General features: G+C 72.7%; 18 protein-coding genes and 2 pseudogenes. 9 read left to right on the top strand and 11 right to left on the bottom strand.

The features are described from left to right. The first annotated feature begins 6 nt into the window (after positions 1-6). Positions 7-891 (top strand): serine hydrolase, encoded by an 885-nt coding sequence (locus CXR04_RS18355; protein WP_199850482.1) that lies wholly within the window; start codon positions 7-9, stop codon positions 889-891. A gap of 4 nt (positions 892-895) precedes the next feature. Here CXR04_RS18355 and CXR04_RS18350 read toward each other — a convergent pair whose 3' ends face one another. Both CXR04_RS18350 and CXR04_RS18345 read right to left on the bottom strand, forming a co-directional pair. Further along, positions 896-1,789 carry an LLM class flavin-dependent oxidoreductase gene (locus CXR04_RS18350; protein WP_101423464.1) on the bottom strand — a complete coding sequence of 298 codons (894 nt, stop codon included), beginning with the start codon at positions 1,787-1,789 and terminating at the stop codon, positions 896-898. A 70-nt stretch (positions 1,790-1,859) separates the two neighbouring features. Then, positions 1,860-2,411, bottom strand: a complete 552-nt coding sequence (locus tag CXR04_RS18345; RefSeq protein ID WP_101423463.1) for a hypothetical protein — start codon at positions 2,409-2,411, stop codon at positions 1,860-1,862. A gap of 257 nt (positions 2,412-2,668) precedes the next feature. Between CXR04_RS18345 and CXR04_RS18340 the strand changes: the two genes are divergently transcribed. Further along, positions 2,669-3,010, top strand: a complete 342-nt coding sequence (locus CXR04_RS18340) for a hypothetical protein (protein WP_199850649.1) — start codon at positions 2,669-2,671, stop codon at positions 3,008-3,010. A gap of 59 nt (positions 3,011-3,069) precedes the next feature. Here the strand turns inward: CXR04_RS18340 and CXR04_RS18335 are convergent, their stop codons facing one another. The 6 genes and pseudogenes from CXR04_RS18335 to CXR04_RS18310 form a co-directional block, all read right to left on the bottom strand. Next, entirely contained in the window at positions 3,070-4,245 is a 1,176-nt protein-coding gene (locus CXR04_RS18335) for a hypothetical protein (protein WP_101423462.1), read from the bottom strand. A gap of 151 nt (positions 4,246-4,396) precedes the next feature. Continuing rightward, positions 4,397-5,458, bottom strand: coding sequence for a CobW family GTP-binding protein (locus tag CXR04_RS18330; protein WP_101423461.1), 1,062 nt, complete (start codon positions 5,456-5,458; stop codon positions 4,397-4,399). 59 nt (positions 5,459-5,517) lie between these two features. After that, positions 5,518-6,708, bottom strand: a complete 1,191-nt coding sequence (locus CXR04_RS18325) for a hypothetical protein (protein ID WP_101423460.1) — start codon at positions 6,706-6,708, stop codon at positions 5,518-5,520. 234 nt (positions 6,709-6,942) lie between these two features. Next, complete coding sequence (locus CXR04_RS18320; RefSeq protein ID WP_101423459.1) at positions 6,943-7,878, bottom strand: MerR family transcriptional regulator; 936 nt, start codon at positions 7,876-7,878, stop codon at positions 6,943-6,945. A gap of 395 nt (positions 7,879-8,273) precedes the next feature. Continuing rightward, on the bottom strand, positions 8,274-10,043 hold the full coding sequence (locus tag CXR04_RS18315) for an SDR family oxidoreductase (protein WP_101423458.1): 1,770 nt from the start codon (positions 10,041-10,043) through the stop codon (positions 8,274-8,276). Positions 10,044-10,207: 164 nt separating this feature from the next. Next, positions 10,208-11,032: pseudogene (locus CXR04_RS18310) on the bottom strand (M24 family metallopeptidase); the annotation flags it as partial. Positions 11,033-11,388: 356 nt separating this feature from the next. Here CXR04_RS18310 and CXR04_RS18305 point away from each other — a divergent pair. The 5 genes from CXR04_RS18305 to CXR04_RS18285 are packed head-to-tail and all read left to right on the top strand — an operon-like array spanning position 11,389 to position 15,754. After that, entirely contained in the window at positions 11,389-12,441 is a 1,053-nt protein-coding gene (locus tag CXR04_RS18305) for an ABC transporter ATP-binding protein (protein ID WP_101423457.1), read from the top strand. Further along, positions 12,431-13,405: an ABC transporter permease gene (locus CXR04_RS18300; RefSeq protein ID WP_101423456.1), complete on the top strand. Its 975-nt coding sequence runs from the start codon at positions 12,431-12,433 to the stop codon at positions 13,403-13,405. Before CXR04_RS18305 ends, CXR04_RS18300 begins: the two co-directional genes overlap by 11 nt. Further along, positions 13,402-14,313 (top strand): ABC transporter ATP-binding protein, encoded by a 912-nt coding sequence (locus tag CXR04_RS18295; RefSeq protein WP_101423455.1) that lies wholly within the window; start codon positions 13,402-13,404, stop codon positions 14,311-14,313. The genes CXR04_RS18300 and CXR04_RS18295 overlap by 4 nt, the downstream gene beginning before the upstream one ends. A gap of 18 nt (positions 14,314-14,331) precedes the next feature. After that, entirely contained in the window at positions 14,332-15,054 is a 723-nt protein-coding gene (locus tag CXR04_RS18290) for an ABC transporter permease subunit (protein WP_101423454.1), read from the top strand. Positions 15,055-15,076: 22 nt separating this feature from the next. Continuing rightward, positions 15,077-15,754 carry a hypothetical protein gene (locus tag CXR04_RS18285; protein ID WP_101423453.1) on the top strand — a complete coding sequence of 226 codons (678 nt, stop codon included), beginning with the start codon at positions 15,077-15,079 and terminating at the stop codon, positions 15,752-15,754. Between the two features lie 7 nt (positions 15,755-15,761). On the opposite strand, the gene CXR04_RS18280 is transcribed toward CXR04_RS18285, so the two are convergent. Next, complete coding sequence (locus tag CXR04_RS18280; protein ID WP_101423452.1) at positions 15,762-16,316, bottom strand: winged helix-turn-helix domain-containing protein; 555 nt, start codon at positions 16,314-16,316, stop codon at positions 15,762-15,764. 108 nt (positions 16,317-16,424) lie between these two features. On the opposite strand from CXR04_RS18280, the gene def reads away from it, so the two are divergent. After that, entirely contained in the window at positions 16,425-17,087 is a 663-nt protein-coding gene (def, locus tag CXR04_RS18275; protein ID WP_101423451.1) for a peptide deformylase, read from the top strand. Positions 17,088-17,346: 259 nt separating this feature from the next. Here the strand turns inward: def and CXR04_RS35995 are convergent. Continuing rightward, positions 17,347-17,574 (bottom strand): annotated as a pseudogene (locus CXR04_RS35995) (hypothetical protein); the annotation flags it as partial. 691 nt (positions 17,575-18,265) lie between these two features. Here CXR04_RS35995 and CXR04_RS18255 point away from each other — a divergent pair. Continuing rightward, entirely contained in the window at positions 18,266-18,829 is a 564-nt protein-coding gene (locus CXR04_RS18255) for a dihydrofolate reductase family protein (RefSeq protein WP_101423449.1), read from the top strand. A 60-nt stretch (positions 18,830-18,889) separates the two neighbouring features. Here the strand turns inward: CXR04_RS18255 and dnaB are convergent, their stop codons facing one another. Then, positions 18,890-21,319: a replicative DNA helicase gene (gene dnaB, locus CXR04_RS18250; protein WP_101426454.1), complete on the bottom strand. Its 2,430-nt coding sequence runs from the start codon at positions 21,317-21,319 to the stop codon at positions 18,890-18,892. Positions 21,320-21,435 lie beyond the last annotated feature (116 nt).

Genomic DNA, 21,435 nt, shown 5'->3' with positions numbered 1-21,435 from the left:
TCCCGCGTGCCGGCCGCCCACCGCACCGCCAGGTCCCGCATCCGCCAGGCGTTCACGGAGGCCGGAGTCACCGGCCAGCTCCACGCGCGCGACATCGACACCGGCGCCGGCCTCGCCGTGGCCGCCGACACCCCGGTCAGCACCGCCAGCGTGCACAAGGTGTGCCTCCTGGCCACCCTCTACCGCGAGGCCGAGCACGGCCGCGTCGACCTCACCGCCGCCGTCGACGTCCCCGCCGAAGGCCGCACTCCCGGCCCGACCGGGCTGGGCGCCATGCGCGACGCCGCCCGCCTCTCGCTGCGCGACCTGGCCGTCCTCGCCGTCTCCGTCAGCGACAACACCGCCGCCGACGTGCTGTGGGACACCGTCGGCATCGAGGCCGTCAACCGCGCCATGACCGCCCTGGGCCTGACCCGTACCACCGCCGTGCAGAAGGTACGCGACCTCTACGCCGCACTCGCCGAGGACGCCGGCCCCGCCGGCGCCCCCGCGCTCCTCGACCCCGCCCGCGTCGCCCGCCTCCGCGCCCTCGACCCCGCCCGTACGAACCGCTCCACCCCGCGCGAACTCACCGCCCTCCTCGCCGCCGTCTGGCGCGACGAGGTGTGCACCGGCGCGTACGCCGCCGATCTGCGCCGCACCCTGGGCACCCAGGCGTGGGGGCACCGGCTGGCCTCCGGGTTCCCCTTCGACGACGTACGCATCAGTGGGAAGACGGGCACGCTGCCGACGCTGCGGCACGAGATCGGCGTCGTGGAGTACCCGGACGGGGGCCGCTACGCGGTCGCCGTCTGCACCCGCGCGGCGGCGACCGCGGTGACGCTCCCGGCGGCCGACGCGGTGATCGGCACCGCGGCCCGCCTGGCGGTGGACGCGCTGCGGGCCCCGTAGGCGATCAGGCGCCCAACTGGGCCGGCGCCTCCGTGGCGATGCGCTCGAAGACGCTCTCGTCGGCGGCGAAGACCGAGTCCGGGATGGGCCAGTGGAGCACGATCTCGGTGAAGCCGAGGGCCGCGTGCCTGCCGGCGAAGTCGACGAAGGCGTCGAGGGAGTCCAGCGGCCGGTCCGGGGTGAAGCCGGCGAGCAGCACCTTCTCCATCGCCGCGGTGTCCCGACCCACCGCCGCCCCCGCCTCGGCGAGGCGGGCGATCTGGGTGCGGATGGCGGCCAGGGAGTCGTCGGCGGTGCCCGTCGCGGAGGTCTGCGGGTCGCCGGTCGTCACCCACGACTGCCCGTAGCGCGCGGCCAGCCGCATGCCGCGCGGCCCGGTCGCCGCCACGGCGAACGGCAGCCGCGGCCGCTGTACGCACCCGGGGATCATCCGCACCTCGTGCGCCGAGTAGTACGTGCCCGCGTACGACGTGGTGTCCTGCGTCAGCAGCGTGTCCAGCAGCGGTACGAACTCCCCGAACCGCTCCGTCCGCTCCCGCCCCGCCCACGGCTGCTGCCCCAGCGCGGTCGCGTCGAACCCGGAGCCCCCCGCGCCGATCCCCAGGACCATCCGCCCGCCCGACACGTCGTCGAGCGAGATCAACTCCTTGGCGAGCGTGACCGGATGCCGGAAGTTCGGCGAGGTCACGAGCGTCCCGAGGCGCAGCCGGGAGGTCGCGCAGGCGGCGGCGGTCAGGGTCGGCAGGGCACCGAACCAGGGCCCGTCGCGAAACGTCCGCCACGACAGGTGGTCGTAGGTGTACGCGGCGGAAAAGCCAAGCTCCTCCGCCCGCTGCCATTGCGCACGACCGCCGGAGTGCCACCGCCGGACGGGCAGGATCAGGGTGCTCAGTCGCATACCGCGACCCTACGGCCTGCGTTGCGCGGCCGCAGGGTCGCGGCGGGGGGCCGTCGCGGGCTGTGGCGGGTCAGCAGCCGCCGCAGTTGTAGTACGTGACGTCCCAGTGGTTGCCCTCGCGGGCGTAGATGTTGCCGGAGCCCGACTTGTACATCGGGGCGCCGTCGCCGCGTACGCCGATGTAGGCGAAGTTGCCGGTGACGTAGTTGTTGACGCAGGTGCCGAGGGAGTAGTCGAGCTTGTAGCCGTTCCAGTGGCTGTACGTGCCGCCGGCGTGGCCGGTCTCGGTGCCGCCGGTGATGTTCAGGGCGCAGCCGCTCGCGGACTTGAGCGTCTGGGCGCCCTGGGCGGAGGCGAGGTTGAGCTGCTCGAAGGAGGTGCAGGTGGGGTTGTTGCGGTCGGAGCAGCCGCCGGACGACGACCAGGTGATGCCGGAGGAGCGGAACCTCGTCGTGGCCTGGGCGTGGGTGATCTTCGTGACCAGGGGTGCCGCGGGTGCGGCCGCCTTGGCCGGAGCCGCGGGGGCGGCGGGCGCCGCCGCGGCCTGGGCGGGGGCGGCCGCCAGGCCCACCGAGGCGCCGGCGACGAGGGCGAGGGCGGTGAGTGCGGAACGTACGCGCATGTGGAACCTCCTGCTGGTGCGGGGGAGTTGTGGGGGTCTTGCTGAGCAGGTGGTACACCGCAGGATGATGCCCGATGTCTACGCGCGTCGCCAGGGGGTGCGGGGCGGGAGGCGGGAGAACTTCACGCGCGGCGGACGCGTCTGTTTCCGGCGGGGGTGGTGTGGGGCGTGAGCAGGATGGAGGGTGACGAGACGGGTGGTGACGTGGGGTGAAGAGAGACGGTGACGGCGTGGGCGGTGACGGCGCGGGTGTGGAGGTGCGCGGCGGTACGGGAGTGGGGCTGGGCGGGTGCGCGCTCGCGCTGTTCGGGGCGGCCCTCGCGCCGCTCGCGTGGGCGCCGCGGGCGGCGGACAGCGTGCGCGGCGGGTTCGAGGGGCACGCGCGCGACCTGAGCGTGCTCTACGTCGACCTCCCGCTCGTCGTCCTCGGCGGTGCGCTGCTGCCGCTGGGGGTCCGGGCGCTGGGGCTGCGGTGGACGGGGCGGCCGTGGGTGGCGGCGGTGGCGGCCGTGGTGGCGCTGGGTCTTGGGGTGTGGGGGCTCACGGAGTGGTGGTCGCCGCGGCGGCCGCCCGACCCCGGGTACGGGCCGGGGATCTGACGTCGCGTACCCGGGGTGGGGGTCGGGGTGCCGGCTGCGGGGCGCGGGGCGCCGGCCGCTCAGACGAGGACGCCGGTGAGGGGGTCGTAGCGCAGGAGCGTGAAGTCGTTGTCCGCGGGGTGGCTCAGGCCCTGGGTGCGGATGGTCATGATGCCGACGCGGTAGCGGTCCTCGGTGGTGACGCGCAGCCAGGGGCGGCCGTCGCGTACGACCGTGACCTCCTCGGTCAGCGAGCCGTCGCGGCCCGCGGCGAGGGCGTAGCCGGGGCCCGAGGGCGGGGCGATGTCGATGCCGCCGTCCCCGCGGATGGTCATGGTCGCGACGAGTTCGCCGCGGCCGCCGTTGGCGTCGCCGGCGAAGTCGTAGAGGCGGGCCGGGTCGCCGACGTAGTGGCGCAGGCGGCCGAGGCCGGTGACGTCCATGCCGTTGTAGAAGTTCTTCGCCCCGGCGTCGAGCCAGAAGTGGGTGTTGTGGGTGGGGGAGTTGAAGTCGGGGCCGGAGTTGTACGAGATGTGCCAGTGGGGCGGGTTGTCGGCGTGCAGGGTGTTGTTCGTCTCGAAGCCGGCGACGAACCAGCGGTGACCCTTCGCCGCCGCGGTGGCCTTCAGGCCGGAGTCGACGAGGATGCGGTGGGCGGCGACGAGTTGGTGGAGCTGGGAGCGGGCCTGGTTGGCGGGCCACGCGACGGTGGTCCAGGGGCCCGCGACGCGGTCGGGGTCGTTGTGGTCGAGCTTGTAGTACATCCCCGGGGATATGTCGGGGTGGCTCCAGATCTGGAGGGTGGGCTGGTTGGCGTCGGCGGAGGGCTGGGTGACGGGGAGGGTGAAGGCGAAGCGGTGGCGGTCGGCGGGGTCGCGTCTGATACGCAGCCGGGTGTCCATGTGGACGACGGCGGCGACGGTGACGCCGGGCCAGCGGACGGAGACCTCGATGCCGTCGGGGGTGGCGGGGCCGCGGACGAAGGAGTAGTACTCGGCGCGGCTGGCGACGTGGTAACGGTCGCCGGGCACGAACTCGTAGCCGTCGGGGAGCGTCACCTCGGGCACGGCGGGGTCGCCGGGGCGGAGGCGGACGAGGCGGAAGGCAGCGTACGCGACGGCGGCACCGGCGGCCGCGGGTGCCGATCCGGCGGTGCCGGCGGCGGGTTCGGCGGCTGCGGCGGCGTGGGGCAGTGCCAGGGCGAGGCCGGAGGCGGAGGCCCCGGCGACCAGGGCGCGGCGGCTCAACGTGCTCATGCGGGATCCCTCTCGGTCGGATGCGCGACGCGGGCCAGCCTGCAGGGTCTCGGGGCCCGCAGACTTTCTGTCCCGCAACGGGCAGTTGAACCCGGGCGACCGGCTACGCAGCTTGGTCGCTACGCCACCTGATCGCTCGGCAACCCGGTCGCTACGCCGCCGGGTCCTCGTCTCCGTCCACGTACCGCAGCACTCCCCACATCGCATCCTCGCCGCCGTCCTCGGGCATGTGGCCGCAGCAGGCGTCGAGTTCCTTGCGCACGGCGCCGGCATCGATCCCCGCGCCGATCAGCACCAGCCGCGTGCCCCGTTCCTCGCCGCGGCCCCAGGGGGCGGGGCGGAAGCGCAGGAAGCGGCCGACGGCGTGCAGCCCGTACTTCTGCGGGTGGCCGGGGACGCCGAAGTGGACGAAGCCCTTCACGCGGTAGAGGCCGGCGGGGCGGGTGTCGAGGAAGTCCAGCAGGCGGCGCGGGCTGATCGGCTGGTCGGTGGCGAACTCGACGCTCTCGTACGCCGCGTGGAGATGCGCGTCGTGGTCGTCGCCGGTGGACTCCCCGGCCGCCAGGTCGGCGAAGGAGAGCTGGCGGTGGCGGGGCGCCGCGGCACCGGGGGCGTCGTCGCCCCTGGGGTCGAAGAACAGCTCGGGGTCCACGCGCCCGTACGCCGTCGCCACCACGGGCGTGCCGGGGGCCGGTTCACCGATCGCCTCGTGAAGGCGGCGGCGTTCCGCGTCGTCGATCCGGTCGGTCTTGTTGAGCACGACGAGGTCGGCGACGGCGAGGTGGCGGTCGATCTCCGGGTGCCGCTCGCGGGTCGCGGCGAACTCGGCGCCGTCCACCACCTCGACCAGCCCCCCGTACACGATGCGGTCGTTCTCGCTGGCCAGCACCATGCGGACGAGTTCCTGCGGCTCGGCGAGGCCGCTGGCCTCGACCACGATGACGTCGATCCTGCCGGTGCCGGCGAGCCGGTCGAGATAGGCGTCCAGTTCGGTGGTGTCGACGGCACAGCACAGGCAGCCGTTGCCGAGGGAGACCATCGAGTCGACCTGGCCGGCGACGGCCATGGCGTCGATCTCGATGCTGCCGAAGTCGTTGACGACGGCGCCGATCCGGGTGCCGCCGCCGTTGCGCAACAGCCCGTTGAGGAGGGTGGTCTTGCCGGAGCCGAGAAACCCCGCGAGGACGACCACGGGGATCCGTCCGCTGCCCACCAGCCACCCTCCCGGCGCCGTCCGCTCTCTGCCGGCGTCCAGCGTAGAGGGCGGGACCGTCAGCCGTAGCGCTCGATACGCGCCTGGGCGGGCGGGAACGGCGACTGCGCGGTGGTACCCGCCGACCAGAAGCCGGCTGTGCCGGGTATGGGCGCGAGGGCGGACATCACGGGGGTGGTGCCCTGTGCGGCTACGGGGCCGCGCTCGCTGGTCCAGGCGGTGCCGTCCCAGCGGAGGTAGTGGGCGCTGGTGCCGTCCCGGAAGTCCCAGCCGGCGATGACGGCGGGACGGCCGGCGGCGTCGGGTGCGATGGCGCCGAGGGAGCCGACGGTGAAGGGGGCGGCGACGTCGCTCCACGCCGTGCCGTCGTAGTGGCGCAGGACGACGCTCGGCGGCTTGCCGGGCGGGCCGCCGACGCCGTAGTCGTGGCCGGTGAGCCAGATGTCGTCGGGGGCGACGGGGAGCAGGTCGGTGACGGACAGGCGCAGCCCGGCGAGCCGGGGCAGGACGAGCCAGGAGCGGTCGTCGTACCGGGCGACGACGACGTCACCGGAGACCCAGGTGGCACCGGCGCGGTCGACGTGGACGTTCCACAGGCTGGGGACGGAACCGCCGTCGGTGGGCAGCGGCGGCGACCAGCTCCAGCGGGTGCCCGCCGCGTCGTCGGCACGCAGCACGCGGGCGGCGCCATCCCGTGTACCCGAGATCCGGACGGTGCCGTCCTGCGCGACGGCGACGGCCCACAACTCCGTACCGGACTCGCCGCGTCCGGGGAAGCCGTGCTCGCGCCAGGTGGTGCCGTCCCAGGCGAGGAGGTGGTCGGCGCCGGCCCGGTCGTACGCCACGGCCCAGGCGGCGACCGCCCCCGCGGCGCCCGCGGGGGCGGCGGCGACGTTGCGGATGCTGCCGGCGAAGGCGAGGTGCGAGACATCGGTGGAATGCCAGGCGGAACCGTCCCAGGTACGGGCGACGGGCCGGCCGGACGTCGAGCCGCTACGGGCCTCCTCACCCACGGCCCACGCGAGATCGGGCCCCGCGGCGGCAACGCCGCTGAGCAGGACGGCGGGCACCCCGGCCGGTACGGCAACCTCCCGCCAGGCAGCACGGCGCCGGACCCCGCGGCCGGACCGGCCGTCGGCGGTGGCGGTGGTGGCCGTGGCCGTGGCGTGGCCGTGAAGGGCGGCGGTGAGGCCGAGGCCGGTGACGGCGGTCGTAGCGGTTAACCCTCTGACAAAGCTGCGTCTGCGCATGGGTGTTCTCCTCCCGTTGAACGGCTGGCCCAGAGTGACCCGCGAGTAACCGGGGGTCAACCCCCGCATCCAGCCGTGCCGGAGCCGAGCGCCGGAGCAGGCGGGCGGGAACGGTCGGGACGGCGAACGGCCGGTCCAGGGCCATGCCGTGGCGCTACGCGCCGGGCGCCCTCCGAGCGAGAAGCACATGTCCGGACCCCGCCCGGCGCTCCCTCCCTGGCGCCGAACCGCCGCTCAGCCCGGGCCGTCCTGCCCGCCCGCGCCCCCCGCCAGGGTGTCCATGCGGCGCTTGTGGACCTCCCGTTCCGTCGCGGAGGTGACGAACTCCGCCGTCGCCGCCGGGCCCACCAGGTCGCGGACAGCCGCCACCGTGGCCGCCGGCAGGCTCACCGGGACCGTCGCCGGGGCGGCCGCCTGGGGCTGGGGCGGTCCCGCGAGGTGCTCGTGGAGTTGGCGCGTGGCCAGGGTGCGCATCGCGCGGGCCAGCTCCGCGTCCATCGTCTGCTGCGCCAGCGGCCGCAGCCGGCGGACGAGGCCGGCGGCCTCGGTCGCCTCCGCGTCCGACGGGGGATGGTCGAGGTAGCGCTGGAAGACATGCTCGGCGGTGAAGTCGAGCAGGCCCGCCGCTATCTCCTCCACCCGCAGCCGCAGCTCGCGCAGTTGGCCGGTGATGGCAGGGAACGGGACACCCGCCGCGTGCAGTTCCGCGGCCACCGTGAGCTGCTGCGGGCTGGGCACAAGGAACATCTCCGGCTCGCCCGGCACCCGCTCCAGCACGCCCAGCTCGACGGCCTCCTCGACCGCGGACTCGTCCGCAGCCCCGCCGAACAGCTCCGCCAGCTCCGCCCGGCTCAACTGCCCGGACTCCTCGTCGGTCCACGGCCCCTGCACCTCGGCGACCAGGCCCAGCACACCGCCCAGCCCCCGGCCCTCGTCCCACGCCTCCAGCAGCTCCTTGATGGACGCCAGCGTGTAGCCGCGGTCGAGCAGGCCGGCTATCTGCCGCAGCCGGGCGAGGTGTTCCTCGCCGTAGACGTTAGTACGCCCGCGCCGCTCCGGCCGGGGCAGCAGCCCGCGGTCGGCGTACGCGCGGATGGTGCGCACGGTCGTGCCGCTTGCGTGCGCCAGGCCCTCGATCCGGTACTCACCGGCCGTCTGCTGCTCCAGCACCGCTCGCCTGCCCCTCGGCCCGTGCCCCGGCCCGCTCGCCGCCGCGGCGGGCCCTCTTGGGAGGGATGGTACGGCCGGCGCGTACACCGGAGGCTCCAGCCGGCCGAACGACACCTGGGGCGGCGTGCTCGCGCCGTGCTCCGCGGGCGGGGGGCGTGCTTCGGTGCTCATGATGCGGCTCCTGGAAGGCGGATCGATCTGGTCGGGTGGCGAGTGGACGACGGACACGTCGGCCCGGTTACGGGTACGGGAACGGGCAGGAGGCCGACGGGGGTCGGGATCCGGAGGACGGAACCCCGAGGGCGGGATCCCCGCGCCGGCGTCCGGAGTCCGGAGACCCGGGAGCCGGGAGGCGGGATCCGAAACCCGGGAGCCGGTGCCCCCCTGGCCCCGCGCTAGATCTTCGGCTCCACCCGGGCTATCGCCCGCAGCGCCCGCGGCGAGACCCGCGCCAGCAGCCGCGAGCCCCGCGCCTCCGGCGTGACCGGCACCACCGCCTGGTTGCGCGCGACCGCCCGCAGCACGGCGTCCGCGACCTTCTCCGCCGGGTAGTTCCGCTTCCCGTACCAGCGGTGCGCGCTCTTCCGTCGCCGCCGCTCCTCCTCCTCGGAGACACCGGCGAACCGCGTGGTGGCCGTGATGTTGGTGTGCACGAAGCCGGGGCAGACGGCCGAGACCCCGATCCCCTGCCCCGACAGCTCCGCGCGCAGGCACTCCGAGAGCATCAGCACCGCGGCCTTCGACGTGGCGTACGCGGGCAGGGTCCGCGACGGCGCATAGGCGGCGGCCGAGGCGGTGTTGACGATGTGCCCGCCCTGGCCGCGCTCGGCCATCTGCCTGCCGAAGAGCCGGCACCCGTGGATGACACCCCAGAGGTTGACGTCCAGCACCCGGCGCCAGTCCGCCGTCGAGGTGTCGAGGAACGGGCCGGACAGACCGATCCCGGCGTTGTTCACCAGCACGTCCACCACCCCGTACGAAGCGGCGACCCGCTCCGCGAACTTTTCCATCGCCTCCTCGTCCGCGACGTCCACGACCTCGGGCCACGCCTCCGCCGCACCGATCATCCGGCACAACTCGGCGGTCGTGGCCGCCCCCTCGGCGTCGACGTCCGCCGCCACGATCCGCGCGCCGGCCTCCGCGAAGGCGAAGGCGGTGGCCCGCCCGATGCCGCTGCCCGCGCCGGTGATCAGCACCAGCCGGCCGCCGAACCGGTCCGCGTACCGCCCGTCGGGGACGATCTCCGCCACCGGCGTGCCGTCCTCGTGGGCGAGGACGAACTCGCCGATCCACGCGGTGAGCTGATCGGGCCGGGTGCGCGGGACCCAGTGCCGGGCGTCGATCGTGCGCCGCAGCAACTGCGGCACCCAGCGGTCCAGGTCGTCGTGGAGGCTCGGCGAGAGGAAGGCGTCGCCGGCGGGGGTGATGAGCTGCACCGGCGCGTGCGCGTAGGCGTCGGCGCGGGGGTGGCGCAGCCGGGCGCGGACGTTGTCCCGGTAGAGCCAGGCGCCGTGCGCCGCGTCGTCGCCCAGGGAGGCCGTCGGATAGCCGTCGCCCGGGACCTTCTCCAGTCGGCGCAGGATCGCCGGCCAGCGCGCGCCGAGCGGACCGCGCCAGGCCAGCTCGGGCAGGACGGGGGTGTGCAGCAGATACACGTACCAGGACTTGGCGGTCTGGCCGAGCAGTTGGCCGGCCCGCCGCGGGGTGGGGCGGCGCAGCCGGCCGTTGATCCAGTGCCCGAAGTGGTCAAGGGACGGGCCGGAGAGGGAGGTGAACGATGCGATACGGCCCTCCGTGCGCTCCACCGTGGTGAACTCCCAGCCCTGCACCGAGCCCCAGTCGTGCCCCACGAGGTGCACCGGGCGGTCCGGGCTGACGGCGTCGAGCACGGCGAGGAAGTCGTCCGTGAGCTTCTCCAGTGTGAAGCCGCCCTTCAGCGGCTTCGGCGCGGTGGAGCGGCCGTGGCCGCGGACGTCGTACAGCACGACGTGGAAGCGCTCGGCGAGCCGGGACGCGACCTGGGACCACACCTCCTTGCTGTCCGGATAGCCGTGCAGCAGCACGACCGTCGGCTGCCCGGCGTCCCCCAGCTCCGCCACGCACAGCTCGACCCCGGCGGCCCTGACCCACCGCTCCCGTACGGGCACGCCGCCCCACTCGCTCATGCCACCCACCCCTTCTCCTGCGCCCGCCCCTGCACTTCGTCCTGCCGGCCACCCGGCGCCGGGCCCGGCGCACGGTCCCGCGCCGGGTCCGCCGCCTCGCCGGCCCCGGGGTCCGGCGTCTCATCGCCCACCCGGTCCTCCGCCAGCTCCCGGTCCGCCTCCGCCTCCCGCCAACGCCGCACATGCGGCAGGTCGTCGTCGAGCCAGAAGGCGCTCTCCGCCGCGTCCCGCGAGTCCGTCACCACCAGCAGCTCCTCGAACTTCGCCCCCGTGCCCCGGAAGCCCAGGTGCGGCTCCACCGCCCACAGCCCCGGCCGCGGCGGATGCTGCGAGAACCGGTACGGACTCCACAGCGGCGACCAGCCCTCGCGGTGCCCGCGCAGGGCGTCCTTCGCCAGCCCCTTCAGGCTCTGCGTGCCGAAGCCGAACACGTGCGGCGAGAAGCGCCGCTCCCGGACGCGGTCGACCTTGTGCGCGATGACGCCGAACGGATAGGCCCGGTGCCGGTTGTGATAGCCCTGCCGGACCATGAGGCGCTCCACGTCCTCGTATATCTCCCGCAGCGGTCGGCGCTCGCGCACCTCGCGCAGGATCAGCTCCCGGTGCACCCGCAGGTCGCGCATCAGCCGGTGGTGCACGGGATTCGGCCCGAGGGAGCCCGAATACCCCACGTCGGCCGTGTGCCCGCCGTGCACCGGCGCGAGGTCGAGGATGAACGGCATGCCCGGCGCCAGCTCCCGGTTCGTCGGGAAGAACTGCAGCGGCACCCGGAAGCCCGCGAACGCCGTCCGGTCGCCGAACCACGCGAACGGCAGGTGGAACCAGTCCCGCACGCCGCGCTCGCGCAGCCACTCCCGCTGCATCCGCGCGGCCTCCCGCTCCGTGACCCCCGGCCGGAGCTGTACCGCCACCGCCTCCGCGCACTCGTACGCCAGCCGCTGCACGCTTCTGAACCCCCGCAGAGCCGCCGAGGACTCGGTGAGTGTCATCAGTCCGCCCCTCCCCTTCCCGCCAACCGGATTCCGCAGCCGAAACCCGCACCTGAAACCGCACCTGCAACGCGAAACCGCACCGCCGCAGCCGGCGCTCCTCGCCCGGCCCCACCCCAAATCCACCCTGCCCGGCCCGACTTCACCCGAAGCCGGATCCGCCCCAAAAGCTGACACCAATGACTGTGACATCGCCCCATGGCTCCGTCAATGCCCGCAGTCGCCCTGTGGATACCGTCGGTAACCTCAGGGTTCCCGGCCCCTTCCCCCTACGGGTCCGTCCCTCCCCGGTCGTATCCGGCAACCATCGCCAGGTCTGACGACCCCGCGTCCCCGCGCCACTACCGTCGTGCAACGTGACAGTCATCGCCACCGAGAACCTGAGCAAACGGTTTCCCCGGGTCACCGCGCTCGACAGCCTCACCGTCGGCATCGGCCCCGGGGTCACGGGCCTGGTCGGCGCCAACGGCGCCGGCAAGTCCACGCTGATCAAGATCCTGCTCGGGCTGTCGCCCGCCTCCGAGGGCTCCGCCACCGTGCTCGGCCTCGACGTGGCCGCCGGCAGCGAAACCGCCGCCACCATCCGCGAGCGCGTCGGCTACATGCCGGAACACGACTGCCTGCCGCCCGACGTCTCCGCCACGGAGTTCGTCGTCCACATGGCGCGCATGTCCGGCCTCCCCGCCACCGCGGCCCGCGAGCGCACCGCCGACACCCTGCGCCACGTCGGCCTGTACGAGGAGCGCTACCGGCCCATCGGCGGCTACTCGACCGGCATGAAGCAGCGCGTCAAGCTCGCCCAGGCCCTCGTGCACGACCCGCAGCTCGTCTTCCTCGACGAGCCGACCAACGGCCTCGACCCCGTCGGCCGCGACGACATGCTCGGCCTCATCCGCCGCGTACACGCCGACTTCGGCATCTCCGTCCTCGTCACCTCGCACCTCCTCGGTGAGCTGGAGCGCACCTGCGACCATGTCGTCGTCATCGACGGCGGGCGGCTGCTGCGCTCCAGCTCCACCAGCGACTTCACGCAGACCACCGCCACCCTCGCGGTCGAGGTGACCGATACCGACGCCCACCCCGACGGCACCGCCACCCTGCGCAAGGCGCTCGCGGGCGCGGGCCTGGGGATCACCGCGGACGGCCGGCTGCTGTACGTCGAGGCCGAGGACGACGGCACGTACGACGTCGTACGGGACGCGGTGGCCGGGCTCGGCCTCGGGCTGGTGCGCATGGAGCAGCGCCGGCACCGCATCGCGGAGATCTTCCGCGACGACGACACCCTCCCGGCGAGCACAAGCACGAGCACGAGCGTGACCGCGAGCGTGACCGCGAGCGCAGACACGAACCCCAGCACCCCCGCGAGCACGTCCGCGACCGACACCGCAGGAAGCCCTCATGCCCACTGACGCGCCCGCCACCGGCAACTCCGGCACCACCGGGAAACCCGGCGCCACCGCCGAAGCCCCCGGCACGAGCACGAGCACCCCCGCCGCCACCGACGTCATCCACGACATCGGCTACCGCCACTACGATGGCCCCCGCCTCGGCCGCGGCTACGCCCGCCGCTCCCTGTTCACCCAGTCCCTGCGCGCCGCGTACGGCCTCGGCCGCTCCGCGAAGTCCAAGGTCCCGCCCGCGCTCCTCTTCGGCATCATGTGCCTGGTCGCGCTCATCCTCGTCGCCGTCGCCATCGGCACGAGCATGGACGAACTGCCGCTGGAGTACACCGACTACGCGATCTACCTCCAGCCCGTCATCTTCCTCTTCATCGCCGCCCAGGCCCCCGTGTCCGTCTCCCGCGACCTGCGGTTCCGTACCGTCCCGCTCTACTTCTCCCGCCCCGTCGAGCGCCTCGACTACGTCTCCGCCAAGTACGCGGCGATGGCCTCCGCGCTCTTCATCCTCACCGCCACCCCCCTGCTGATCCTCTACGTCGGCGCGCTGCTGGCGAAGCTCGACTTCACCGACCAGACCAAGGGCTTCGCCCAGGCGCTCCTCTCCGTCGCCCTGCTGTCGGTGCTCTTCGCCGGCATCGGCCTGGCCATCGCCGCCCTCACCCCGCGCCGCGGCTTCGGCGTCGCCGCCGTCATCGCCGCGTTCACCGTGCCGTTCGGCGCGGTCAGCGCGCTGCAGGGCATCGCGTGGGAGCAGGACAACCTGGGCGCCATCGGCTGGTTCGCGCTCTTCTCGCCCATCGGGCTCATCGACAACATCCAGTCGACGTTCCTCGGCGCGACCCCCGCCACCGCCTCCCCCGAGCCCGTCGACCCGTCCACCGCGGCCGGCAGTGCCGCGCTGCTGGTCGCGCTCGCGCTCGCCGCCGGCTGCTTCCTCTTCCTGCTGCGCCGCTACCGAAAGGCCGGGCTGTGACCACCATCCGGATCGACAGCGTCTCCCGCTGGTTCGGCAACGTCGTCGCCGTCAACGACGTGACCATGGCCATCGGCCCGGGCGTCACGGGCCTCCTCGGCCCCAACGGCGCCGGCAAGTCGACCCTCATCAACATGATGGCCGGCTTCCTCTCCCCCTCCACCGGTGCGGTCACCCTCGACGGTGTTCGCATCTGGCGCAACGAGCGGGTCTACCAGCAGATCGGGCTTGTCCCCGAGCGCGAGGCGATGTACGACTTCCTCACCGGCCGCGAGTTCGTCCTCGCCAATGCCGAGCTGCACGGCCTCGGCGCCGAAGCCGCGCGCAAGGCGCTGGCCACGGTCGAGATGGAGTACGCGCAGAACCGCCGCATCAGCACGTACAGCAAAGGCATGCGCCAGCGCGTGAAGATGGCGTCCGCCCTCGTCCACGAGCCCGACGTGCTGCTTCTCGACGAGCCGTTCAACGGCATGGACCCGCGCCAGCGCATGCACCTCATGGACCTGCTGCGGCAGATGGGCGCCGCCGGCCGCACCGTGCTGTTCTCCTCGCACATCCTGGAGGAGGTCGAGCAACTCGCCGCGCACATCGAGGTGATCGTCGCCGGCCGGCACGCCGCCTCCGGCGACTTCCGCAAGATCCGCCGGCTGATGACCGACCGCCCGCACCACTACGCCGTACGCTCCAGCGACGACCGCGCCCTCGCCTCCGCGCTCATCGCCGACCCGTCCACCGCCGGGCTCGAACTCGACCGGCGCGACGGCGTCCTGCACATCCAGGCCGTCGACTTCGCCCGCTTCACCGAGCTGCTGCCGCGCGTCGCCAGGGACCACGGCATCCGCCTCTACGAGGTCTCGCCGTCCGACGAGTCCCTCGAATCCGTCTTCTCGTACCTGGTCGCGGCCTGAGAAGGAGCGAAGAACGCAATGCTCTACCACCCCACCGTCGCCCGGCTCACCCAGCGGGCCATCCTCGGCCGCCGCCGGGCGCTCATCCTGCTCCTGCTGCCCGTGCTGCTCATCGCCATCGCCATCGTCGTACGCGCCCTCGTCGGCGCCGACGACGAGGTCACCGCCGACCTCCTCGGCGGCTTCGCGCTGGCGACCATGGTGCCGCTCATCGGCGTCATCGCCGGCACGGGCGCCATCGGCCCGGAGATCGACGACAGTTCGATCGTCTATCTGCTCGCGAAGCCCGTGCCGCGCCCGACGATCATCCTCACGAAGCTGATCGTCGCGGTCAGCGTGACCGTGGCGTTCTCCGCGCTGCCCACGCTGGTCGCCGGGTTCATCCTCGGCGGCAACGGCAGCCGCCTGGCGGTCGCGTACGCCCTGGCCGCAGCGGTCGCCTCCGTCGCGTACGCCGCCTTCTTCCTGATGCTCGGCACGATCTCGCGGCACGCGGTGGTCTTCGGACTCGTCTACGCGCTGGTGTGGGAGGCCCTGCTCGGCAGCCTCGTCGACGGCGTGAAGACGCTCAGCATCCAGCAGTGGGCGCTGGCGGTGGGCGAGAGGATCGGCCAGGGCGGTCACGTGGTCTCCGATGTGGCGCTGCCGGTGGCGACGGTCCTGCTGGTCGTGGTCACGGCGGGTGCGACGTGGTTCGCCGCCCAGCGGCTGCGGTCGCTGACACTGGCGGGCGAGGAGTAGATTCCGGGGTGGGGGGCGGGCGATGCCTGAGACGTTCGAGATGATTCCGGATCCTCCGGCCCGTACCGCCGCGTTCGAACCGCACCTGGACGGGCTGCTGGAACTCTTCAGCCCCGCCTGGGCCGTTCCGGACGGTGCGGGGGAGAGCGCCTACCGCCGGTGCGAGGTCAAGCGCTGGGAGATCGGCCGCGCCGCCGGGGCCGACCCCGACCGCACGCGCCGGCACGCCGAACTGCTCGTCCGGGCCGCGGTTCTCGACCACTGCCGCAGCGGGATCAACCAGCTCGTACGCCCCCTGGTCAAGACCCTCGGGCACCGCTGGACGCAGGAGCGGATCGTCTCCTACGTCCGCAGCGGCACGCCCGCCGAGAAGACCGGGGCGACCATGGCCTGGTACTTCTCCGGGCCCCCGCTGCGCTACGCGTCCGCGGACGGCGTACGAAGCGGAACGCCGACCCCGGAGAGCCAGGCCGCCTCCGACGCACTCGCCGACGTGCGCGCCGCCTACCGGGAGGCGGTCCTGACCGCCTTCCTGACCTGCGACGACCCCGCGGTGCGGCTGGACCTCGCGCTGTGGATCCCGCTGGATCCCGCCGCCTGGCCGGATGCCTTCAGGGCGGACCACGACCGGGCCAGGAGCCTCATCCTGGCCGACCCCGACCACTACGGGCTCGTGCTCCGCCGCGCCGGTCTGGACTGACTGCGGCTCAGTCCTGGTCCTGGCCGTCCTGCGGGTGGGGCAGCAGGGGGAACAGCCGGGTGACGAGGGCCACGGGCCGGGCGTCGGCGGGCCGCGCCAGGGGGCGTTGCTCGCGGTCCTGGTACGGAAGGAGCGCCCGGCGGATCGCGTCCGCGACCCGGCTCATCTCCTCGGGCGTCAGATAGGCGACGGCGCTGAAGGCTTCGTCCCGCCGCCACGCGGTCGGCGCCTCGTCCCGCCGGGCCAGCCACCGCTGCCAGCTCTCGTCCTCCAACCCGCGGGCCAGATCGCCGAACTGCTCCTCGGCGGGGCTCGCGGCAGCGGCGGCGGGCCGCGTCAGGCGCCAGGGGCGGGCGCGGCCGCCGCGGGTGGGGACCTCCTCGACGTATCCGTGGCGGGCGAGCTGCCGCAGGTGGAAGGAGCAGAGGCCGGAGCTGAAGCCGAGCCGGGCGGCGGCCTCGGTCGCGGTGACGGTGCCGACTTCGGCGAGGAGGTCCAGCAGGGCGGTACGGACCGGGTGTACGCGCAGTTCCGCGCGGGTGGCGGCGTCGTCTTCAGTCACTTTGCAAAGTCTGCTAGTTTGCAAAGGAGTTGGCAAGGGTTTGCCCTTGGCCAGGCATGCGCCGGCGGCGCCGGCCGACGCTGCGGCGTACGGAAGAGGGAGAAGTCCATGTCTGTTCGCGACGAACGGTCCCGCCCCGCCGGCCCGCCAGTCCGCGTACAGGGCCGCCCGGTGGACAGCCACCCGGCCCTCCCACCGGAGGCGGCCCGGGGTTCGGTGCGCAGGGTGACGGTCGTGGGTGAGGAGGTGCTGAGCCGTCCGTGCCGGGACGTCACGGAGTTCGGGACCCCGGGGCTCTCGGCGCTGATCGACGACATGTTCCTGACCATGTACGTGGCCGAAGGCGCCGGCCTCGCCGCCAACCAAGTCGGCGTAGACCTGCGGCTCTTCGTGTACGACTGCCCGGACGACGACGGCGTCCGGCATCTCGGCCACCTCCTCAACCCGGTCGTGGACCTCCCCGCCCCGGCCGACCGCCGCCTCATCGACGACTACGAGGGCTGCCTCTCCGTCCCCGGTGCCGGCATGCCGGTCCCCCGCACCGACCGCGCCACCGCCCGCGGACTCGACAAGGACGGCAACCCCCTCGTCATCGAGGCCACGGGCTACTTCGCCCGCTGCCTCCAGCACGAGACCGACCACCTCGCCGGTCACACGTACCTCGACCGCCTCTCCAGACGGGACCGCAAGGACGCACTGCGCCAGATGGAGGCGAACCGCGAGGACGTCTTCGCCCAACGCGCCACCCGAGCCGCCGCCCTGGGCAAGTGAGCACCTCCGCACGTACCGCGGGCGCGTGCCCCCGAACGCAGCCCTGACCGGCCTTCCGGCCGGGAGAGCAACGTTCATCCGCCCCAGGCGGGACGCTCATCGGCCGGTGACCGGTATCCGCAGGTCGTCGGACCGCAGTGCGCCTCGTGGTCCCGCCCCCAGAGGTACGTATCCCGCTCGGCCAGGCGGGCGGAACCGTCGACGCCACCGCAACGCCCGGTGCCTGCCACCGATTGCTCATCGGCCGCCATCGATGTGGTCAGGGGCTGCCCTCTGAGATCCGGCGGCGGGCCGTGTCCCAAACCGCCTCGAACTCTTCGGCGGTCAGCGGCTCGGGACGGTGGCCTTCCCACTGAGAGACGGGCGGCTCGGCGGTGATCCCGAACCTGCTGTCGTACTCATCGAGGCGGCCCGTATCCCGCGCCTGCTGCCATTCGTCGAGGGACGCTGCCGCACTCGGGGCGGGCAACGGGCCCTGAAGCTCGACCCCACAGTGGCGGCGTTCGCTCCCCAGGCGGAGTGGTGGCGCTTCAACTCACCTCGTAGGCTGTCTCAGCTCATGTCGGGGCACGGTGTCTCAGTTCCGTGGCATTTCCCTGTGGACACCTTCCGCGACCATCCGCTCTGCCCACTCACGCTGGGTCACGGCTTGTCCGATGCGGCTGACGACGTCTGTCCTGGACGCCGCGTCCAAGGTCTCCGGGATCTTGTCGAAGGTGCCGGGAAGGACGTCGAGCGCTGAGCTCGTCACTCGCCTGCGTCGTCGCAGTCATAGGGCGGGATGGTCCATCGCATCACCATCTCACCCGCCTCGTCGGCTTCGAGCGTGACCGGATATACCTGGCCTGCGCCCCGCTCACCGCGGTGCCTCATCGAATGGTCGCCCTGGTCCCATTCGATGCCGAGTACCCGGCAGCCGCCGACCTCGATCGCTCCTGCGCGCAGCGGGTGGTGCCACCCGACTCGCCGGAAACGGTGGAAGTCGATAGCATGTCGATCTTCTGTGATCTGCCGGTTCTCTGCTGTCTCACGGCGATGTCACCCGAGATCAGTCTCAGATCGATGCCATTTCCCCGGCGGAACGATGAGTCTGCGGCTGAGCTCAGATCGCGCACCGATGAGTTTCCCGCGCCGCGCCGGTCTGTGCGCGTGAGACCGACTCACGGAAGGCTGGCGCCATGCGAAAACTGATGTACGGCATGAACCTGTCCCTGGACGGCTACATCGCCGCGCCCGGCGATGACATCGGCTGGGGCGTGCCGAGCGACGAGTTGTTCCAGTTTTGGTCCGACCAGTTGCAGGCGACCGACCTGACGCTGTACGGGCGCAAGCTGTGGCAGACGATGAGCTCCCACTGGCCGACCGGCGACCAGCAGCCCAACGCCACCCCGGCGGAGATCGAGTTCGCGCGCCGCTGGCGGGACATGTCGAAGGTGGTGTTCTCTTCGACGATCGACAAAGTCGACTGGAACACCCGCCTGGTCACCGGCGACGCGGTCGCCGAGATCACCCGGCTCAAGGCCGAGGACGGCGGCCCGATGGACATCGGCGGCGCGACGCTCGCCGGGGCGGCCATGCGGGCCGGGCTGATTGACGAGTACGTGCTGGCCACCGCGCCGGTCCTGGTGGGCGGCGGCACGCCGTTCTTCACCGCACTGGACAACTGGGTGAACCTCAACCTGGTGGAGACGCGGACGTTTCCCGACGGCGTGGTCCTGACCAGGTACGAGACGAGGCGCTGAGCAGCAGCATCCCACACGATCACGGCATCGGCCGCGAGATCCTGCAAACGCTCCCGCGGGTCAGGTCTGGGCCATGTCCACGAAGCGGGAGTAGTGGCCCTGGAAGGCCACCGTGATCGTCGCCGTCGGGCCGTTGCGGTGCTTCGCGACGATCAGGTCCGCCTCGCCCGCACGTGGCGACTCCTTTTCGTACGCGTCCTCACGGTGCAACAAGATGACCATGTCTGCGTCTTGCTCGATCGATCCCGACTCGCGAAGGTCGGAGACCATCGGCTTCTTGTCGGTGCGCTGTTCGGGGCCGCGGTTGAGCTGGGACAGGGCGATCACCGGAACCTCAAGCTCCTTGGCCAGGAGCTTGAGGTTCCGGGACATCTCCGAGACCTCCTGCTGGCGGCTCTCCGGGCGACGGGAGCCGCCCGTCTGCATCAGTTGGAGGTAGTCGATGACGATCATCTGCAGGTCGTTGCGCTGCTTCAGCCGGCGGCACTTGGCGCGGATCTCCATCATCGACAGGTTCGGTGAGTCGTCGATGTAGAGCGGGGCCCCCGTCACCTCCGGCATCCGGCGGGCCAGGCGGGTCCAGTCGTCGTCGGTCATGCTGCCGGAGCGCATGTGGTGCAGCGCCACGCGGGCCTCCGCGGAGAGCAGCCGCATCGCGATCTCGTTGCGGCCCATCTCCAGCGAGAAGATGACGCTGGGCAGATTGTTCTTGATCGAACAGGCACGGGCGAAGTCCAGGGCGAGCGTGCTGTTGTGCGTCGGCACCATCGACCGGGAGGCCAGGTACAGGTGGTCGGGATGCTCGACCTGTACGCAGCGGACCGGGACGCTCTCCACCTCGCGGACATCGGTGACGAAGCGCCGTGCCGGCCTGTGGATGCCTGCCTTTCGCCTTGCCTCGTGCGTGCGGCGCTTGCGCTCCGGACGGAAGACGTCGTCGGCTGTGGTGAAGGTGACGATGTGGACGGTGGAAGTCCGCTGCGTGTGTCCCGCGGCCCGCTCGGTCGTCGTACCGCAGCGAAAGCCGAGGCTTGTCACGAGCTCGCGGAAGTCCTCGGCGAGGGCCCTGTTGGTGACCGCGAACCGGACCGAGCCCGTGTCGGTGACCGTGCCGTCGCTGTCGAGCAGCCCGGCGAGCAGTTCCCTGCGCTGCTCGACCGAGCCGCGCAGGTAGTCCTGCGGGATGTGCTTGTTGCCCAGAAGCCCGTTCTCGCGGAGAGCGACGAGGAGACTTCCGTGTCGCCAGGCGAATGTGATCGTCTTCCCGACTCGCCGCACGTCCATGCCGTCGTCGGCGATGAATCGGAGAACCTCCGGGTCCGCCGTCGTGATGCGCTCGGCGTCGGCCGTGCCGTCGCCGAGCCAGAGGCCGAGCGTGTACGGAGGGATGGGGAGGGGGCGAGAAGGGAGGGCGAGGGGGGCCGTGGTGGGAACGGAGTGGTTGAGGCGGTTGTCCGCCAGACTCGTGCAGCGCAGGGTCTCCGCGATCTCCTTGGTCGTTCGCACGGCGGCCGGGATGCGCTCGGAGCGGCGGGAGGCTCTGGTGTCCGTCAGCCACTGATGGTCCGCATCGGCGACGATCGCGGTGCCGTCGTCGAAGGTGACCTCGTAGCACGGGCGGCCGGTCATGACCTCGGTGGCGGCGACCACGCGGGTCGGGGAGCCGTCGGCGGCCAGGAGAAGGTCGCCGGTGCGGATCTCGCCCATCGTCGTCCACCCCGTGGGGGTCGGCAGCGGGGTGTCGAGGGCCAGGGCCTTGCCCATGGCGGGGCGGGCGGCTACGACGATCATCTGGCCGGGGTGGAGGCCGTTGGTGAGGGAGTCGAGGTCGGTGAAGCCAGTGGGGACGCCGGACATCTGGCCGCTGCGGGAGCCGATGGCCTCGATCTCGTCGAGGGCGCCCTCCATGATCTCGCCGAGGGGGAGGTAGTCCTCCGCGGTGCGCTGTTCGGTGACGGCGTAGATCTCGGCCTGGGCGGAGTTGACGATGTCGTCGACCTCGCCGTCGGCCGCGTATCCCATCTGCGTGATCCGCGTGCCGGCCTCGACCAGGCGGCGCAGGATGGCGCGCTGGTGGACGATCTCGGCGTAGTACTCCGCGTTGGCGGCGGTGGGGACGGACTGGACGAGGGTGTGGAGGTAGGAAGCGCCGCCTACGCGGGCGAGTTCGCCGCGCTTGGTGAGCTCGGCGGAGACGGTGATGGGGTCGGCGGGCTCGCCACGGGCGTAAAGGTCGAGGATCGCGGTGTAGACCGTCTCGTGCGCCGGGCGGTAGAAGTCGTGGCCCTTGAGGACCTCGACGACGTCGGCGATGGCGTCCTTGGACAGCAGCATGCCGCCGAGGACGGACTGCTCGGCATCCAGGTCCTGCGGGGGTACGCGCTCGAAGGCGGCGGGTGCGCCGGGGCCCCAGGGGTCCTCGGGCGCAGACTGGTCCGGCCGGCTGTGCTGGTCGGCCTCGCGGCGCAGTGGACGGACGTCCCCGGGCATGGTGTCCACGTAGTCCCGGTGCTCTGACACGGCTGCCCCACCTCCTCCCACCCGCCTCACGGCGGACCTCTCAGGGCGCCCCTCTTTCTTACGGCACGCCGCTGACAAATCGCCCG

The organism is Streptomyces sp. CMB-StM0423 (genome assembly GCF_002847285.1).
GTDB lineage: Bacteria > Actinomycetota > Actinomycetes > Streptomycetales > Streptomycetaceae > Streptomyces.
This window is presented reverse-complemented; position numbering and strand designations above follow the sequence as displayed.

Coding starts and splice junctions, on each gene's coding strand:
- CXR04_RS18350 (WP_101423464.1), bottom strand. CDS start 1,789: ATGCGACTGAGCACCCTGATCCTGCCCGTCCGGCGGTGGCACTCCGGC.
- CXR04_RS18315 (WP_101423458.1), bottom strand. CDS start 10,043: ATGAGCGAGTGGGGCGGCGTGCCCGTACGGGAGCGGTGGGTCAGGGCC.
- CXR04_RS18325 (WP_101423460.1), bottom strand. CDS start 6,708: ATGCGCAGACGCAGCTTTGTCAGAGGGTTAACCGCTACGACCGCCGTC.
- CXR04_RS18300 (WP_101423456.1), top strand. CDS start 12,431: ATGCCCACTGACGCGCCCGCCACCGGCAACTCCGGCACCACCGGGAAA.
- CXR04_RS18285 (WP_101423453.1), top strand. CDS start 15,077: ATGCCTGAGACGTTCGAGATGATTCCGGATCCTCCGGCCCGTACCGCC.
- CXR04_RS18335 (WP_101423462.1), bottom strand. CDS start 4,245: ATGAGCACGTTGAGCCGCCGCGCCCTGGTCGCCGGGGCCTCCGCCTCC.
- CXR04_RS18290 (WP_101423454.1), top strand. CDS start 14,332: ATGCTCTACCACCCCACCGTCGCCCGGCTCACCCAGCGGGCCATCCTC.
- CXR04_RS18345 (WP_101423463.1), bottom strand. CDS start 2,411: ATGCGCGTACGTTCCGCACTCACCGCCCTCGCCCTCGTCGCCGGCGCC.
- def (WP_101423451.1), top strand. CDS start 16,425: ATGTCTGTTCGCGACGAACGGTCCCGCCCCGCCGGCCCGCCAGTCCGC.
- CXR04_RS18255 (WP_101423449.1), top strand. CDS start 18,266: ATGCGAAAACTGATGTACGGCATGAACCTGTCCCTGGACGGCTACATC.
- dnaB (WP_101426454.1), bottom strand. CDS start 21,319: ATGCCCGGGGACGTCCGTCCACTGCGCCGCGAGGCCGACCAGCACAGC.